We start from the raw sequence: 14,701 nt of genomic DNA, 5'->3' as shown, positions 1-14,701 counted from the left end.
GCCCGACGGACGGAGCACCATGACTCTCGGCTGGACCACGCACGGCGACGGCAAGCACGTCGGACCGGGCGACGTCGTCGCCCCGGAGGAGCGGCTGAGCTGGCCGCGCACCGTCGGCATCGGGATGCAGCACGTGGTGGCCATGTTCGGCTCCACGTTCATCGTCCCCGTGCTGACGGGCTTCTCGCCCGCGACGACGCTGTTCTTCTCGGCGATCGGCACGGCGCTGTTCCTGCTGATCACGCGGAATCGCCTGCCCAGCTACCTCGGCTCCAGCTTCGCGTTCATCGCGCCGATCATCGCGGCGACCGCGTCGCACGGGGAGTCCGTGGCCGTGGGCGGCATCCTCGTGACCGGCCTCGTGCTGGCCGCGATCGGCGTCCTCGTGCACGTCGCGGGCGCCCGGTGGATCGACGTGGTCATGCCGCCGGTCGTGACCGGCACGATCGTCGCGCTCATCGGCCTCAACCTGGCCCCGGCGGCCTGGGGCACGTGCCAGGAGTCCGTCGTCGACGGCCAGATCGTGCAGACCTGTGACAGCGGCTTCCGGGCCGCGCCGGTGACGGCGACGATCACGCTGGCGGCGATCATCCTCGCCACCGTGCTGTTCAAGGGCATCCTCGGGCGCCTGTCGATCCTGGTCGGCGTGATCGTGGGCTACGTCGTCGCGACGATCCGCGGCGAGGTGGACTTCAGCACCGTGGAAGGTGCGGCGTGGTTCGGCTTCCCGCACTTCGTCACCCCGTCGTTCGACCCGGCGGTGCTGGGGCTGTTCGTGCCCGTCGTGCTCGTGCTGATCGCGGAGAACGTGGGCCACGTGAAGTCGGTGGCCGCGATGACGGGCAAGAACCTCGACCACCTCACCGGTCGGGCGCTCTTCAGCGACGGCCTCGCGACCACGTTCGCGGGCATCGGCGGTGGCTCCGGCACCACGACGTACGCCGAGAACATCGGCGTCATGGCCGCGACGCGCGTGTACTCCACGGCGGCGTACTGGGTGGCCGCGGCGACGGCCCTGCTGCTGTCGATGTCGCCGAAGTTCGGGGCGCTCATCGCGACCATCCCGGCGGGCGTGCTCGGCGGGGCGACCACGATGCTCTACGGCATGATCGGCATCCTCGGCGCCCGCATCTGGGTGCAGAACCGGGTGGACTTCGGCAACCCGGTGAACCTCACCACGGCCGCCGTCCCGCTCATCATCGGCATCGCGAACTTCACGTTCTCCGCCGGCGACCTCACCTTCGAGGGCATCGCCCTCGGCACGGCCTCCGCGCTGGTGATCTACCACGGCATGCGGGCGATCGCCCGGTGGCGCGGCACCAGCCAGGAGCCGGCCTCGCCGGCGTCGGCGCCCGCCGGGGCCGAGACGGGCGCCTGACGGCGGACGCCCCCGGGTCGGTCAGGCTGCGTCGGACTTGACCACCTGGGGGATGGGCGTGACCTCGTCGGCGGGCACGCAGCCCTCCGCGTCGGTCATGGGGGTGTCCGCGTCGAGCAGCACGCGGTCCTCACTGAGCGGCGGGCTGTACTGCTCGCCGACGAGGAGGTCGATGGTGGTGCCCGTCCGGTCGTCGAGGACCAGCCGGACCGCGGGGTACTGGGCAGCGAGCGTGTACGCGCGGGGGATGCCCTTGGTGCCGAACCGGATCTCGGACTGGTCGATCTTCTCCTGCCAGTTACCGGTGTCGACGACGTTGAAGCCGCGCTCGGTGAGCACCTCTTCGTTCGCGCTGGCGAGGGGCTCGCTGCCGTCGGCGGCGTTGTAGACGCGCACCTTGACCTTCGAGTACGGCACGGGCAGCGCCCCGTCGGGCTGGCCCTTGACCGGGGGCAGGCAGGGCTCGGGCTCGACCGCCTCGGCCTGCGGCGTGTAGATGGGCCGCGAGAACGGCGAGCTGAACGCGCCTGAGTACATGGCGGCGGCGGCCAGGCCGGCGACCAGCAGGAACGCGATGATGAGCCCGAAGACGACGGCCTGACGCTCGTGCTCGCGCTTGCGGCGCGTCTCGCGCACGGGGTCGGGGGTCGGTGTCGTCACGCGAAGAAACTACCTGAGTTCGTGGGATTGTTCGTGGGCTCGGGACGCGTCAACGGAGCACGAGGACGCGGGCGTGCAGGACGGGGCGCTGCTGCAGCGCGGCGCGCACGGCGCGGTGCAGCCCGTCCTCCAGGTAGAGGACGCCCTGGTACTCCACCACGTGGGCGAAGAGGTCGCCGAAGAACGTCGAGTCCTCGGCGAGCAGGTGGTCGAGGTCGAGGTTGCGCTTGGTCGTGACGAGCTCGTCCAGGCGCACCTGGCGCGGGGGCACGTCCACCCAGTCCTTGGCGGTGACGTGCCCGTGGTCGGGGTAGGGACGGCCGTCCCCCACGGCCTTGAAGATCATGGCTGCCATCGTAGGGGCGGCCTCGCGGCCCACGGCCTGGTTGCCTCGCGATACGGACACGATGTCGTCACGATCCCGTCACGGACCGGCTCAACCGGGCTCAGGCGGGCTCAGGCGGGCTCAGGCGGGCTCAGGCGGGCTCAGGCGGGCCGGCGGAGCTCCACCAGGTGGCGGGCGGAGTGGGCGACGAACGGTCCGTCGGCGGCGATCTGCTCGTGCAGCGCGCGCAGCTGCGGCAGGGAGGCGTCGACGGTGAAGCCCGGCACCATCCACACCACCTTCCGCAGGAACCAGACGATGGCGCCGACGTCCTGGAACTCGATCCGCAGCCGCTCGGCCCGCAGGTCGACCAGCTCGAGCCCGGCCTCCCGCGCGGCGGCCACCTCGTCCTGGGGGTCGCGGCCCCGCCGGACGTCCTCGGGCTGCGGGCCCAGGAAGTACTCGACCAGCTCGAAGACGCTCGCCGGGCCCACGTGCTGTGCCAGGTACGCGCCGCCCGGGCGCAGCACCCGCGCGATCTCGGCCCAGCGCGGCACCACGGGGTGCCGGCTCGTGACGAGGTCGAACGCCGCGTCGGCGAACGGCAGCGGCGAGTCGTCGTCGTGCGCGACGACGGCGACGCCGCGCGGGTGCAGCAGCTTCGTCGCGGCCGTGACGTTGGGTGGCCATCCCTCGGTCGCGACGAGCAGGCGCGGGAGCGTCGGCGCGGCCGCGAGCACCTCGCCGCCGCCGGTCTGGAGGTCGAGCGCGGCGTCGACGGTGCCGATCCGCTCGTGCAGCAGCCGTGAGAAGCCCCAGCTCGGGCGCTCCTCCGTGGCGCGTCCCTCCAGCCAGGAGAAGTCCCAGCCGGACATGGGGGCGGCGTCGGCCTCGGTGACGAGCTCGTCGAAGGTGCGGTGCATCCCGCCATCGTCGTCCCGGTGGTGGATCCTGTCGAAGCTCTTTTGCTGGTTGAGCTTGTCGAAACCCACCGCTGGTTGAGCTTGTCGAAACCCACCGCTGGTTGAGCTTGTCGAAACCCACCGCTGGTTGAGCTTGTCGAAACCAGGTCTCGACAGGCTCGACCGGCGGGGTCTCGACAGGCTCGACCGGCGGGGTCTCGACGGGCTCGACCGGCGGGGTCTCGACAGGCTCGACCGGCGGGGGCGGGAACGACGACGGGCCCGCACCGTGCTGGTGCGGGCCCGTCGGTCGGCGGAGGATGGGGGATTCGAACCCCCGAGGGCGTGAACCCAACACGCTTTCCAAGCGTGCGCCATAGGCCGCTAGGCGAATCCTCCTGGAGCGCTTCCCGCATCCTGCGCGGGCAGCCCCAGAAGAATAGCCGACGACGCGGCGTCCCTCCGAATCGCGGCGACGTGACGGTGGTCTCCGCGCGGCGGGCGCCGTCGGTTTCGGGAGCGGGCGCGGTCTCGGTTAGGCTGTCGGGCAGACCCCTCGTGCGGCACCATCTCGCCGAACTCCCCCAGGGCCGGAAGGCAGCAAGGGTAAGTGAGCTCTGGTGGGTGTGCGGGGGGTCCTTTCATGCCCCGACGCGCCTCGGACGCGCCGTCCTGGCCGACGCTCACGACGCCGTGAGCGTGCCGCGGGTCACAGCCGCCAGGATATGGACGGCTTTTCGTCCGCTCAGTGAGATTTCCAGGTCTCGGGCTTGGTGGACCCGCGCCCGGGGTGGTCACCTTGATGTCATGCCCCGCATCGCTCCCGCAGCTCCGTCGACCGCGCGCACCAGCCGCCGCGGCGCGATGTGCTGCCTCGCGGTGACCGCGGGTCGAATGTGCGAGCTCGACTGACACCCACCGGCATCGCGCCCGACGACGTCACCCGTCGTCATCCCTCCCCGGCTCGCCCGGGGACCTTCGCCTCCTGCCGCCTCGAGCTGATGGCCGTGGCCGCCGCACCTCACCCCGCCTCATCGGCGCCGCACCCGGCGCCCGCCCGGAAGGACGACCATGTCCCGTAGCACCACGCCCCGCAGCGCCACCCGCAAGCGCTTCGTCGCCGTCACCGCGATCGCCGCGGCCGCCGCCTTCACCCTGTCCGCCTGCGGCGGCGGCTCGGGCTCGGCCGAGGGCGACGGCACGCTCCGCGTCGGCGTCGTCGGCGCCTCCGACGACAAGTGGGCCGTGTTCACCGACAAGGCCAAGGAGGAGGGCCTCGACGTCGAGCTGGTCGACCTGCAGGACTACACGCAGGCCAACCCGTCCCTGTCGCAGGGCGAGCTCGACGCCAACCAGTTCCAGCACCTGCAGTTCCTCGCCGGCTACAACGTCGACGCCGACGACGACCTGACGCCGATCGGCGCCACCGCCGTCTACCCGCTGGGCCTGTACTCCTCGAAGCACGACACGCTGGAGCAGATCCCCGCCGGCGGCGAGATCGCCGTGCCGAACGACCCGACCAACCTGGCCCGCGCGCTCCTCGTGCTGCAGGAGGCCGGCCTCATCGAGCTGAAGGACGGCGGCAGCGCGGTCTCCACCGAGGCCGACGTGCTGCCCAGCTCGAAGGTCACCGTGACCCCCGTCTCCGCCGAGCAGACGCCGATCCAGCTCCAGTCGGTGGACGCGTCGATCGTCAACAACGACTACCTCGAGGACGCCGGCCTCTCCGCCGACGACGCCCTGTTCCAGGACGACCCCGACTCCGCGACCGCCGAGCCCTACATCAACGTGTGGGTGGCGCGGGCCGAGGACAAGGACGACCCGGACCTGGCGAAGCTCGTCGAGATCTCGCACTCCGACGAGGTCGTCGCCGCGGAGCAGAAGGCGTCCGGCGACACCGCCGTCATCAAGGACAACTCGCCCGAGGAGCTGCAGAAGATCCTCGGCGGCCTCGAGGACGACATCCGCTCGGCGTCCTGACCGGGCCGCGACGGCCGGGGAGCGCGGGGCCAGCCCGCGCGTCCCGGCCGTCGCGCTGGGCAGGATGGTGACGGCGGACAGAGAGGACGGACCAGTGAGCGAGACCACGGCGGAAGCGGGCCGGGCCCCACGGGCCGACGGGCCGGGCGCCCCGGCGATCGAGCTGCGGGGCGTGTCGAAGACGTTCGGCGACGGCAACGGTGCGGTGCACGCCGTGGACGACGTCTCCCTGACCGTGCGCGCCGGCGAGATCTTCGGCGTCATCGGCTACTCCGGGGCGGGCAAGTCGACGCTGGTCCGCCTCGTCAACGCGCTCGAGACCGTCACCTCGGGCTCGGTGCTCGTCGAGGGCACCGACCTCACCGGGCTGCCGGAGCGCCGGCTGCGCGGGGTGCGCGCGCGCATCGGCATGATCTTCCAGCAGTTCAACCTGCTGACCTCGCGCTCCGTCGCGGGCAACGTCGCCTACCCGCTGAGGGTGGCGCGGTGGCCCAAGGAGAAGCGCATCGCGCGTGTCGCCGAGCTGCTCGACTTCGTCGGGCTCTCCGACAAGGCGCGGGCGTACCCGCGGCAGCTCTCCGGCGGGCAGAAGCAGCGCGTCGGCATCGCCCGCGCGCTGGCGACGTCCCCGACGATCCTGCTCGCCGACGAGGCGACCTCCGCCCTCGACCCGGAGACCACCCGCGACGTGCTGTCGCTGCTGCGCCGCGTCAACGCGGAGCTCGGCATCACGATCGTCGTCATCACGCACGAGATGGAGGTCGTGCGCTCCATCTGCGACCGCGTGGCCGTGATGGAGCACGGCAAGGTCGTCGAGGTCGGCGACGTGTACGACGTCTTCTCCGCCCCGCAGGCCGACGCCGCCCAGCGGTTCGTCGGCACCGCCATGCACGACCGGCCGTCGCCCGACGCGCTCGCCCGGCTGCGCGAGCGCCACCCCGGACGCCTCGTCACCGTCGGCGTCCGTGAGGGCACGAGCACGGGCACCGAGCTCTTCCGCCTCCTGCGCGAGCACGAAGTGGACGGCGCCGTCGTCTTCGGCGGCATCAGCGAGGTCGGGCAGCGGCCGTTCGGGTCGCTGACGGTCGAGCTCGTCGCCCCTGACGAGCGCATCGTGACCTTCCTCGCCGCGCTGCGCGAGCACGCCGACGTCGTCGACCTCGGCACCGCCCAGCGGCCGACCGACGACCCGCGTGCGCTGCGCGCCGCCAGCGGCCCGCAGGGAGACCCGCCCGGCGCGGACGACGACGATCTCGGTGACCCGTACCGCGAGGCGCGCGACGCGATCACCCGCCACGGCCACCTCGGAGGCGCCTGATGAACCGCGACTGGTCCACCCTGTGGCCGCTGCTGTGGGAGGCGTTCGGCCAGACCCTGCAGATGGTCACCGTGGCGATGCTGACCGGCGGCATTGGCGGCCTGGCGCTGGGGCTCGCCCTCTACGTGACCCGGCCGGGCAACCTGCTGGCGAACCGCGCCGTGTTCGGCGTCCTCAACGTGCTCGTCAACATCGTGCGCCCGATCCCGTTCATCATCTTCGTCACGCTCCTCGGGCCGGTGACCCTGCAGGTCGTCGGCACGACGCTGGGCACCGAGGCGTTCATCTTCCCGCTGTCGGTGATGACGGCGTTCGGCACCGCGCGCATCGTGGAGCAGAACCTCGTGGGCATCGACCCCGGCGTCGTGGAGGCCGCGCGGGCGATGGGGGCGTCGTCGTGGCGCATCATCACGACGGTCCTCGTGCCCGAGGCGCTGGCGCCGCTGATCCTCGGCTACACGTTCCTGTTCATCGCCGTGCTCGACATGTCCGCGATCGCCGGCCTCATCGGCGGCGGCGGCCTGGGTGACTTCGCGCTGCGGTACGGCTACCAGCGCTACAACTGGATGGTCGTGCTGGTCACCGTGGCGGTGATCATCGTGATCGTGCAGGTCGTGCAGTGGGTGGGGAACCTGCTGGCCCGCAAGGCGCTGCGCCGCTGAGCCCTCGACGGAACGCGGTCACACGTCGGTGAGGCGTCGCCACTGGGCGACGACGAAGGCCGCGCCGACCGGGGCGACGGCCGCGGTGACCGCCAACGCCGCCCCGCCGACGTCGGCCGCGGCGTCCGGCCCGCCCGTGCCGGTCCACAGCGACGGGACGGCGTAGGGGAACCACGCGCCGGCGCCGACCAGCACGACGAGCTGGGTCAGCGCGACGACGCCGATCAGCGCCCCCACGGTGGCGAGCGGGCTGCGGGTGGCCGTGGCGACGGCGGCGAACGGCAGCGCGAGGCCCGCTCCGAGCAGGCCGGCCGCGAGGGCCCGGCCCGCCGCGGCCCACGCCGTCGGGCCGAACGGTGCGGCCGTCGTGGCGGCGACGGCCGCCGACGCCCCGGCGGTGAGCGCCACGGCCGCCACCACGCACGCGGCGACCCAGCCGAGGACGACCAGACCGCGCGCGAGCGCCAGCGTGCCGCGCGGCGTCGCGAGGCCGAACCACGCGCCCGCGCGGCCGTCCGCGAGCGGCTGGCCGAAGGTCGCCGCCATCGCGAAGCCGCCGGCCATGAGGACGGCGACGGAGAGGATCTGGCCCGCCGTGGCGAGGTGGGTGGTCGCGAGGTCGCCGGTGGCGTAGTCGGCGAGCTTGGCGGCGCCCGGGCCGTCGACGGCACCCGACCGGGCGAGCGCCGTCAGCCCCAGCGACGCGAGCGGGACCAGCGCGACGAGCAGCGGCGTCGCGAGGCGCTGCACGGTCGAACGGCGCCAGGCGAGGGCCTCGACGCGCAGCGCGGTGCCCAGGGCGCTCATGCGGACCTCCGGCTTCCCCCGGGGTGCGCCGCCGTGTCGGCGGACAGCACGAGGTCGAAGAACCGGCGCTCCAGGTCCGCCTGGTCCGGGTTCAGCGACCCGACGATCCGGCCGCCGTGCACGGCCAGTACCCGGTCGGCGATGCGCGCCACCTCGTCGAGGTGGTGGCTCGAGACCAGCACGGCCGCGCCGGCCGTCGCGCGCTCCCGCACGAGCTCGCGCACGAGGACGACGCCGCGCGGGTCGAGCGCGGACGTGGGCTCGTCGAGCACCAGCGCGGCGGGGGAGTGGACGACCGCGCACGCCACGCCGAGGCGCTGCGCGTTGCCGAGGGAGAGGGTGCGGGCGCGTGCGTGCGCCCAGGAGGTGAGGTCGAGGCGCTCGGCGACGGCGGAGGCCTCGGGGGCCGCCTCGGCGTGCGCGACGCCGTGCAGCTCGGCCGCGACGCGCAGGTTCTCGGTCACGGTGAGCGCCGGGTCCACCAGTGCGGCACCCACCACGTGGCCGAACCGCCGGGCGGCCTCCACCGGGAGCCGTCCCGGGTCGTGGCCCAGCACGCGCGCGGTGCCCGACGTCGGTCGCAGGCGCCCGGTGAGCACGCGCAGCGCCGTCGTCTTGCCCGCGCCGTTGAGGCCGATCATCGCGACCACCTCACCGGGTGCCACGGCCAGCGACAGGCCGTCCAACGCCCGGCGGGAGCCCGGCCGCCGGCCGCCGAACGCGTGGTGGACGTCGTCGAGCAGCAGGGCGCTATCCACCCAGCACCTCCAGCGCGTGGGTGACGGTGTCGGCGAGAGGCGTCGTCGCGTCGGTGCGCGCCAGCAGCGCGGCGGTGCAGGCGCCGAGGCACGCGGCGGCGGCGACGGTGGCGTCGAAGCGCGGCGCGCCGTCGGCGACCAGACGGTCCGCGATCGCGCGCTCGGTCGCCGCCGTCGCCGTGACGACGGCGGCGCGCAGCCGGGGGTGGGCGGCGACCAGCGCGACCCGGCGGTGGGCCGTCGCGTCCTCGGTGGGGGTGACGTCGTCGAGCGCGGCGCGCATGCCCCGCCGGACGCGCTCCAGGGGTGCGAGGTCGCGGGGCTGGGCGCCGACCGCCTCCGCGATCAGCGGGTCGTAGGGGTCGCTGACGAGCACGGCGTCCTTGGTGGGGAAGTGGCGGAAGAACGTCATCTCGGTGACGCCCGCGGCCTCGGCGACCTGAGCGACCGTCGTCTGGTCGTAGCCGCGCGCCTCGAACAGGTCGAGCGCCGCGTCGAGGATGCGGGCCCGGGTGCGGAGCGCGCGGGGGGACGTGAGGGTGGCCACGTCGCCAGCGTAGACCCAATGTGAGTCACTCACTTTTCAGGTGGGCGGCCGGGCTCTGGCGCGTCGCCCTGCGGTACGGAATGATCCGCGCATGCTCTTCGACGAGGAGGCCGAGGACCGCCGTCACCCGCCGTGGGGCTTCGCGGCGCGCGCCGTGTGGTGGCTCGTCTGGACGGTGCTGGCGCTCCTCGTGCTGGTCGTCGTGCTGAGCGCGTGGTGGGCTCACGACGTGACCACGCCCGACGACGGGGACGGGTACGCGGCCGAGCTCGCCGAGCGCACGGCGATCGGGATCGCCGACGACGTCGAGGGGCACTACGCCGAGCCCCTCGATGCGGAGACCCTCGCGCAGAGTGCGGTGACGGAGCCACGGCTGGCCGGAGGGGACGACGCGGAGTACGAGCTCCAGGTGCTCGGCTGGCGGGGCTCCTCGGGCGATGCTGACGGAGCCCGGATCGACCTGGCCCTCTCGGTCCATGTCGCTTCCTCGTCGAGCGGTGCGATCTTCGGCGACAGCCGCGCGGCCGGTCAGGCGACGTCGTGCTGGCACCTGGTCGTCCGCGCCCACGAGCACGACGACACGGCGGACCTGGACCGGTTCGGGTGCCCGGACGACGTCGTGGAGGTGACTCCGGACCCGACCCCCCTGCCGTCGCTCGACCCGGAGGCGGAGGCGGACGTCCTCGGCGTCCTCGACGGGCTCAGGGACGGCGCGACGCCCGGGGATGCAGAGCGAGCGCTGCGGACGTCGTTGCCCGAGTTCGTCGACGTGCGCACGGAGCGGTCGGGCGCCGAGCTCGTCGCGACGGTGGGCGTCGTGCGGTCGCGCGACTGCATCGTCGCGGTGCGCCCCGACGGCGAGGCCGCGTGGCGGTTCTCCGACTTCGACCGGATCCAGCTGGAGCCGGGGGAGCTGGGATGCGTCCCCGGCCTCTACCTGCGCCCCGTCACGACGCACTGACGGGCGTCGTCCACCGCCTGAGCAGCGGCCTCGTCGGTGTCGGCTGCGGCGTCTAGGGTTGGCGGGGTGACCACCGCTCTGTACCGCCGCTACCGGCCCGAGACGTTCGCCGAGGTGATCGGCCAGGAGCACGTCACCGCACCGCTCATGCAGGCGCTGCGCAGCGGGCGCGTCAACCACGCCTACCTGTTCTCCGGGCCGCGCGGCTGCGGCAAGACGACGTCCGCCCGCATCCTGGCGCGCACGCTCAACTGCGCCCGGAACACCCCGGAGAACCCGATCGACACGCCGTGCGGCGAGTGCCCGTCGTGCGTCGAGCTGGCGCGCGGCGGCCCCGGCTCGCTCGACGTCGTGGAGATCGACGCCGCGAGCCACAACGGGGTCGACGACGCGCGCGACCTGCGCGAGCGCGCCACGTTCGCGCCCGCCCGCGACCGGTACAAGATCTTCATCCTCGACGAGGCGCACATGGTGACGCCGCAGGGCTTCAACGCCCTGCTCAAGATCGTCGAGGAGCCGCCGCCGCACATCAAGTTCGTCTTCGCGACGACGGAGCCGGACAAGGTGATCGGCACCATCCGGTCGCGCACCCACCACTACCCGTTCCGGCTCGTGCCGCCGGACGTGCTCGGCCCGTACCTCGAGCAGCTCACCGCCGCCGAAGGGATCGAGCTGGGCGGTGGCGTGGTGCCGCTGGTGACCCGCGCGGGCGGCGGCTCCGTCCGCGACAGCCTCTCGGTGCTCGACCAGCTCATCGCGGGCGCGACGGACGGGACGGTCGAGTACGACACCGCCGTCGGCCTGCTCGGGTTCACGCACGCCACCCTGCTCGACGACGTCGTGGACGCGCTCGCCGCGCGCGACGGCGCCTCGATCTTCCGCGTCGTCGACCAGGTGATCGCCACCGGCCACGAGCCGCGACGCTTCGTCGAGGACGTGCTCGAACGCCTGCGCGACCTCATCGTCATCGCCGTCTCCGGCGAGGCGGCCGACGCCGTGCTGCGCGGGCTGCCTGCCGACCAGCTCGAGCGGATGCGTACCCAGTCCGGACGGCTCGGCGTGTCCGAGCTGTCGCGGGCGGCCGACCTCGTCAACGCCGCCCTCACGGAGATGACCGGCGCCACCTCGCCCCGGCTGCACCTCGAGCTCCTCTGCGCGCGGCTGCTGCTCCCCGGCGCCGACGACGGCACGGAGGGCCTCGCGGCACGGATCGACCGCCTCGAGCGCGGCGCCCTCGCCACCGGCGACGCGCCCGTCCGTGCTCCCGCCCCGGCGGGCGGCGCGCCGGCGGAGGCGCCTCGCGCCCCGGCGCCGTCCGGCTCCGCGGCCGGTGCGCTGAGCGGGGCCGCCGCCGCCCGCGCCGCGCTGCAGGCGACCCGCCGCCCGGCGCCCTCGCCGGACGAGGCGGGCACGGCCGGTGCTCCGGCGGCCGCCGCTGCGCCGGAGCGGACGCCGCCCGTCGCCGCCGACCCCGTCGCCGCCGAGCCCGCCGTGAACGAGCCCACCGCGATCGAGCCCACCGCGAGCGCGCCGCCCGCGGCGGACCCGGAGGTTCCGGAGCACGACGCTCCCGCGTCGGAGGACGTCGTGGAGCCGGAGACGGCCGAGCCAGCTGCTGCCGAGCCCGCTGCCGCTGCCGCGCCGGAGCCCAGGGCCGAGGCGGACGCCGTCGAGCTGGAGCCCGAGCCTGCCGACGACGAGCCTGCCGACGACGAGCCTGCCGACGACGAGCCTGCCGACGACGAGCCTGCCGACGACGAGCCGGCGGGCTTCGAGCCCGGGCCGACCGACGACGAGCAGGCGGACGTCGACGCCGCTGGCGCCCAGCCCGAGACGGTCCCGCCCGAGACTGCCGAGCCGGAGACCCCCGAGGCGCCCGCGCCCGAGACCGCTGCGGAGCCGGTGGCGCCCGCGGCGGCCGACGGTGGCGGGTCGTCCGGGGCGACGGCGGAGATGGTGCGGCGTCGCTGGGACGAGGTGGTCGCGAACATCGGCAGCCCGGTGACGCGTGCGCTGGTCGGCCCGAACGCCCAGGTGGCGTCGCTCGAGGGCGGCCTCCTGCGGCTCGGCTTCGCGGCGCCCGGCATGGCCCGCACGTTCTCGCAGCCGCGGCACGTGGACGCCGTCAGCGAGTCGGTGTACCAGACGCTCGGTGTGCAGGTCCGGGTCGAGGCCACGCTCGACGAGGGCCGGACCGGCGGGGGGGCCTCCGCCCCGCCCGCCGGCGATCCGGACGGCCCGCCGCCGCAGGACCCGTCGCCCGGTCCCTGGACGGACACTGCGCCGCCCACCCCCGCGCGCCCGGCGTCCCCGAGCGTGCCCGGCCCCGCCGGCGGGGGCGACGGCGGCCGGCCCGCCGGCCCTCCGCCCGGCGCGCGGTCGTCGGCGGCGGGCACCACGCCCCCGGTCGCGACCGTGTCCGCGGCCGCCGCACCGGCGGCGAGCCCGCGCGCGTCCGCCGCCGTGGCCGGCCGGCCCGGCGGGGGAGTGGCCGTCGCCGAGCGTCCGTCGGTCCGCACGGCCGCCGACGACGCCGACGCGGCGTGGCTCGCCGGAGCGTCGAGCACGCCGGCGCCGGTCGAGGAGCCCCGGGAGACGTCCGTCGGGACGCCGGTAGAGGCGCCCCGTGCGCCGGCCGCTCCGCGCGCCGACGGGCCGCCGCCGTGGGCGGTGGAGGAGCCCGAGGCGCCCGTGCCCGCGAGCCCGCCCACCGCCGCGCCGTCCACCGCTCCCGCCGGTGCGCCGGTGCGCGAGACGCCCCGCCAGGCGGCCGAGCGTCGCGTGCGCGAGGCGCAGCAGTCGGAGGGGCGCCCGTCCTGGGGGCCCACCTCCGGCGGTGGAGCGATGGACGACGAGCCGTCTGCCGACGACCCCGACATCTCCTCGTCGGGCGTGTTCGGGGTCCAGCTGGTGGTCCAGGTCCTCGACGGCAAGGTCGTCGAGGAGATCGCGGACCAGCCCTGATGGCGGGCGACACCACTGTGGGGACCACCACGCTGCACATCGTCGCGGCCGTCATCGTGCGCGACGACGGCCGGGCCCTCCTGGTGCGCAAGCGCGGCACCACCGCGTTCATGCAGGTGGGCGGCAAGATCGAGCCGGGTGAGGACCCCGTGGCGGCGCTCGTGCGCGAGTGCGCCGAGGAGATCGGGCTCGTCGTCGACCCCGCCGCCGTCCGGCCGCTGGGCCGGCGCACGGCCGTCGCGGCCAACGAGCCCGACCACGTGGTCGACGCGCACGTCTTCGAGGTCGCCCTGCCGGAGGGCTTCGACGTCGAGACGCGCGCCGAGCTGGAGGAGCACGTGTGGGTCGACCCCGCCGCGCCGGCGAGCCCCCACCCGCTGGCGCCGCTGTCCGTCGACCTGATGGCGGACGTCGCCGCCGGCCGATGAGCGCCGCACCGGCCCGCGGCGCCGTCCACCACGTCGAGCTCTGGGTTCCCGACCTGGCCCGCGCCGAGCGGTCGTGGGGCTGGCTGCTCAGTGAGCTCGGCTACCGGCCGCACCAGTCGTGGGAGCACGGCCGGTCGTGGCTGCTGGGCGACGCCTCCGTGGTGGTCGAGCAGAGCCCGGCGATGACCGCCGTCGCGCACGACCGCCGTCGACCCGGGCTCAACCACCTCGCCCTGCACGCCGGGAGCCGCGCGCAGCTGGACGCGCTGGTCGCCGTCGCGCCCGCGCACGGGTGGGCGCTGCTCTTCGCCGACCGGCACCCGTTCGCCGGCGGCCCGGACCACTACGCGGCCTACCTCGAGGACGCCGACGGGTTCGAGGTCGAGCTCGTCGCCCGCTGAGCCACCGGCCGAACTACCTCGCGGAGATCTGGACTACCTCGCGGAGATCTGAACTACCTCGCGGGGGACTGGACTACCTCGGTGGGGAGGCGCGGAGGCCGTCGAGCCAGCCGGCGAGGTTGGCGACGGAGTCGGGCATGAACGGCAGCTCGTCGATCATCTCGAGCAGCCGGGCCGGCGCGACCCACGCGCCCCAGGCGACCTCCTCGGGCTGCCAGGTGACGGGACCGTCGTAGGTGCACTCGTAGAGGAACTCCCGCATCCGCGTGCGCTCGTCGGCGTAGTCGGCCCAGCCGAGGGTCACGAGCTCCACGCCGGCGACGCCGAGCTCCTCGGCCAGCTCCCGGCGCGCGGAGTCGAGCGGGTCCTCGCCCGCGCGCAGCACGCCGCCCGCGCAGAAGTCGTACCGGCCGGGGTAGAGGTCCTTCGTGCCGGTGCGGCGGTGCACGTACACGTCGCCGGCGCCGTTGCGCACGACGACGGCGGTGGCCGCGTGCCGCAGGTTCTCCGCCCGCACGCGGGCCCGGGCGGCCGTGCCGCACGGCCGCCCCGCCTCGTCGTACAACGCCACGACCTCGGACCCCGCGGTGTCGTCCATGCGAGCATCCTG

15 protein-coding genes, 1 tRNA gene and 1 other RNA gene are annotated in these 14,701 nt (G+C 74.5%); 9 read left to right on the top strand and 8 right to left on the bottom strand.

The features are described 5' to 3' along the window. The first annotated feature begins 19 nt into the window (after window positions 1-19). Window positions 20-1,378, top strand: a complete 1,359-nt coding sequence (locus ACQFYA_RS18180; protein ID WP_499126495.1) for a uracil-xanthine permease family protein — start codon at window positions 20-22, stop codon at window positions 1,376-1,378. A 21-nt stretch (window positions 1,379-1,399) separates the two neighbouring features. Here the strand turns inward: ACQFYA_RS18180 and ACQFYA_RS18175 are convergent, their stop codons facing one another. The 4 genes from ACQFYA_RS18175 to ACQFYA_RS18160 all read right to left on the bottom strand — a co-directional run bounded on the left by ACQFYA_RS18175 (window position 1,400) and on the right by ACQFYA_RS18160 (window position 3,664). After that, on the bottom strand, window positions 1,400-2,038 hold the full coding sequence (locus tag ACQFYA_RS18175; protein WP_499126494.1) for a LytR C-terminal domain-containing protein: 639 nt from the start codon (window positions 2,036-2,038) through the stop codon (window positions 1,400-1,402). A 49-nt stretch (window positions 2,039-2,087) separates the two neighbouring features. After that, entirely contained in the window at window positions 2,088-2,384 is a 297-nt protein-coding gene (locus ACQFYA_RS18170) for a type II toxin-antitoxin system VapB family antitoxin (RefSeq protein WP_499126492.1), read from the bottom strand. Between the two features lie 140 nt (window positions 2,385-2,524). Further along, window positions 2,525-3,286, bottom strand: coding sequence for a class I SAM-dependent methyltransferase (locus ACQFYA_RS18165; RefSeq protein ID WP_499126491.1), 762 nt, complete (start codon window positions 3,284-3,286; stop codon window positions 2,525-2,527). Between the two features lie 293 nt (window positions 3,287-3,579). Then, a tRNA-Ser gene (locus ACQFYA_RS18160) sits at window positions 3,580-3,664 on the bottom strand. Between the two features lie 148 nt (window positions 3,665-3,812). Between ACQFYA_RS18160 and ffs the strand changes: the two genes are divergently transcribed. The 4 genes from ffs to ACQFYA_RS18140 all read left to right on the top strand — a co-directional run bounded on the left by ffs (window position 3,813) and on the right by ACQFYA_RS18140 (window position 7,225). Further along, window positions 3,813-3,909: signal recognition particle sRNA small type (gene ffs, locus ACQFYA_RS18155), an RNA gene on the top strand. A gap of 427 nt (window positions 3,910-4,336) precedes the next feature. Beyond that, complete coding sequence (locus ACQFYA_RS18150) at window positions 4,337-5,245, top strand: MetQ/NlpA family ABC transporter substrate-binding protein (protein WP_499126489.1); 909 nt, start codon at window positions 4,337-4,339, stop codon at window positions 5,243-5,245. Between the two features lie 94 nt (window positions 5,246-5,339). After that, the gene (locus tag ACQFYA_RS18145) at window positions 5,340-6,563 is read left to right on the top strand and encodes a methionine ABC transporter ATP-binding protein (RefSeq protein WP_499126487.1); all 1,224 of its coding nucleotides are present in this window, start codon (window positions 5,340-5,342) and stop codon (window positions 6,561-6,563) included. Continuing rightward, the gene (locus tag ACQFYA_RS18140; RefSeq protein ID WP_499126486.1) at window positions 6,563-7,225 is read left to right on the top strand and encodes a methionine ABC transporter permease; all 663 of its coding nucleotides are present in this window, start codon (window positions 6,563-6,565) and stop codon (window positions 7,223-7,225) included. Before ACQFYA_RS18145 ends, ACQFYA_RS18140 begins: the two co-directional genes overlap by 1 nt. A gap of 18 nt (window positions 7,226-7,243) precedes the next feature. On the opposite strand, the gene ACQFYA_RS18135 is transcribed toward ACQFYA_RS18140, so the two are convergent. Genes ACQFYA_RS18135 through ACQFYA_RS18125 form a run of 3 tightly spaced genes read right to left on the bottom strand, consistent with a single transcriptional unit; the run spans window position 7,244 to window position 9,337 of the window. After that, on the bottom strand, window positions 7,244-8,032 hold the full coding sequence (locus ACQFYA_RS18135; protein WP_499126485.1) for a hypothetical protein: 789 nt from the start codon (window positions 8,030-8,032) through the stop codon (window positions 7,244-7,246). Beyond that, on the bottom strand, window positions 8,029-8,790 hold the full coding sequence (locus tag ACQFYA_RS18130) for an ABC transporter ATP-binding protein (protein ID WP_499126484.1): 762 nt from the start codon (window positions 8,788-8,790) through the stop codon (window positions 8,029-8,031). Before ACQFYA_RS18130 ends, ACQFYA_RS18135 begins: the two co-directional genes overlap by 4 nt. Further along, entirely contained in the window at window positions 8,783-9,337 is a 555-nt protein-coding gene (locus ACQFYA_RS18125; RefSeq protein WP_499126482.1) for a TetR/AcrR family transcriptional regulator, read from the bottom strand. Before ACQFYA_RS18125 ends, ACQFYA_RS18130 begins: the two co-directional genes overlap by 8 nt. A 91-nt stretch (window positions 9,338-9,428) precedes the next feature. Between ACQFYA_RS18125 and ACQFYA_RS18120 the strand changes: the two genes are divergently transcribed. From ACQFYA_RS18120 to ACQFYA_RS18105, 4 genes are all read left to right on the top strand, one after another. Further along, window positions 9,429-10,298, top strand: a complete 870-nt coding sequence (locus tag ACQFYA_RS18120) for a hypothetical protein (protein ID WP_499126480.1) — start codon at window positions 9,429-9,431, stop codon at window positions 10,296-10,298. 66 nt (window positions 10,299-10,364) lie between these two features. Further along, window positions 10,365-13,262: a DNA polymerase III subunit gamma and tau gene (locus ACQFYA_RS18115; protein ID WP_499126478.1), complete on the top strand. Its 2,898-nt coding sequence runs from the start codon at window positions 10,365-10,367 to the stop codon at window positions 13,260-13,262. Beyond that, the gene (locus ACQFYA_RS18110; protein WP_499126476.1) at window positions 13,262-13,690 is read left to right on the top strand and encodes an NUDIX hydrolase; all 429 of its coding nucleotides are present in this window, start codon (window positions 13,262-13,264) and stop codon (window positions 13,688-13,690) included. The genes ACQFYA_RS18115 and ACQFYA_RS18110 overlap by 1 nt, the downstream gene beginning before the upstream one ends. Continuing rightward, window positions 13,687-14,091, top strand: coding sequence for a VOC family protein (locus ACQFYA_RS18105; RefSeq protein WP_499126474.1), 405 nt, complete (start codon window positions 13,687-13,689; stop codon window positions 14,089-14,091). Before ACQFYA_RS18110 ends, ACQFYA_RS18105 begins: the two co-directional genes overlap by 4 nt. A gap of 73 nt (window positions 14,092-14,164) precedes the next feature. Here the strand turns inward: ACQFYA_RS18105 and ACQFYA_RS18100 are convergent, their stop codons facing one another. Then, window positions 14,165-14,689 carry an NUDIX hydrolase gene (locus ACQFYA_RS18100; protein ID WP_499126472.1) on the bottom strand — a complete coding sequence of 175 codons (525 nt, stop codon included), beginning with the start codon at window positions 14,687-14,689 and terminating at the stop codon, window positions 14,165-14,167. Between the last annotated feature and the right edge of the window lie 12 nt (window positions 14,690-14,701).

Source organism: Promicromonospora sp. Marseille-Q5078, assembly GCF_050315395.1.
Classification (GTDB): Bacteria; Actinomycetota; Actinomycetes; order Actinomycetales; family Cellulomonadaceae; genus Isoptericola.
Note: the sequence above shows the minus strand (reverse complement) of the source record. Positions and strands in the feature narration are given on the sequence as shown.

Excerpts from the sequence above, each read along its gene's own strand:
- ACQFYA_RS18180 (WP_499126495.1), top strand. The coding sequence starts at position 20 with ATGACTCTCGGCTGGACCACGCACGGCGACGGCAAGCACGTCGGACCG.
- ACQFYA_RS18170 (WP_499126492.1), bottom strand. The coding sequence starts at position 2,384 with ATGATCTTCAAGGCCGTGGGGGACGGCCGTCCCTACCCCGACCACGGG.
- ACQFYA_RS18165 (WP_499126491.1), bottom strand. The coding sequence starts at position 3,286 with ATGCACCGCACCTTCGACGAGCTCGTCACCGAGGCCGACGCCGCCCCC.
- ACQFYA_RS18150 (WP_499126489.1), top strand. The coding sequence starts at position 4,337 with ATGTCCCGTAGCACCACGCCCCGCAGCGCCACCCGCAAGCGCTTCGTC.
- ACQFYA_RS18140 (WP_499126486.1), top strand. The coding sequence starts at position 6,563 with ATGAACCGCGACTGGTCCACCCTGTGGCCGCTGCTGTGGGAGGCGTTC.
- ACQFYA_RS18135 (WP_499126485.1), bottom strand. The coding sequence starts at position 8,032 with ATGAGCGCCCTGGGCACCGCGCTGCGCGTCGAGGCCCTCGCCTGGCGC.
- ACQFYA_RS18120 (WP_499126480.1), top strand. The coding sequence starts at position 9,429 with ATGCTCTTCGACGAGGAGGCCGAGGACCGCCGTCACCCGCCGTGGGGC.
- ACQFYA_RS18110 (WP_499126476.1), top strand. The coding sequence starts at position 13,262 with ATGGCGGGCGACACCACTGTGGGGACCACCACGCTGCACATCGTCGCG.
- ACQFYA_RS18105 (WP_499126474.1), top strand. The coding sequence starts at position 13,687 with ATGAGCGCCGCACCGGCCCGCGGCGCCGTCCACCACGTCGAGCTCTGG.
- ACQFYA_RS18100 (WP_499126472.1), bottom strand. The coding sequence starts at position 14,689 with ATGGACGACACCGCGGGGTCCGAGGTCGTGGCGTTGTACGACGAGGCG.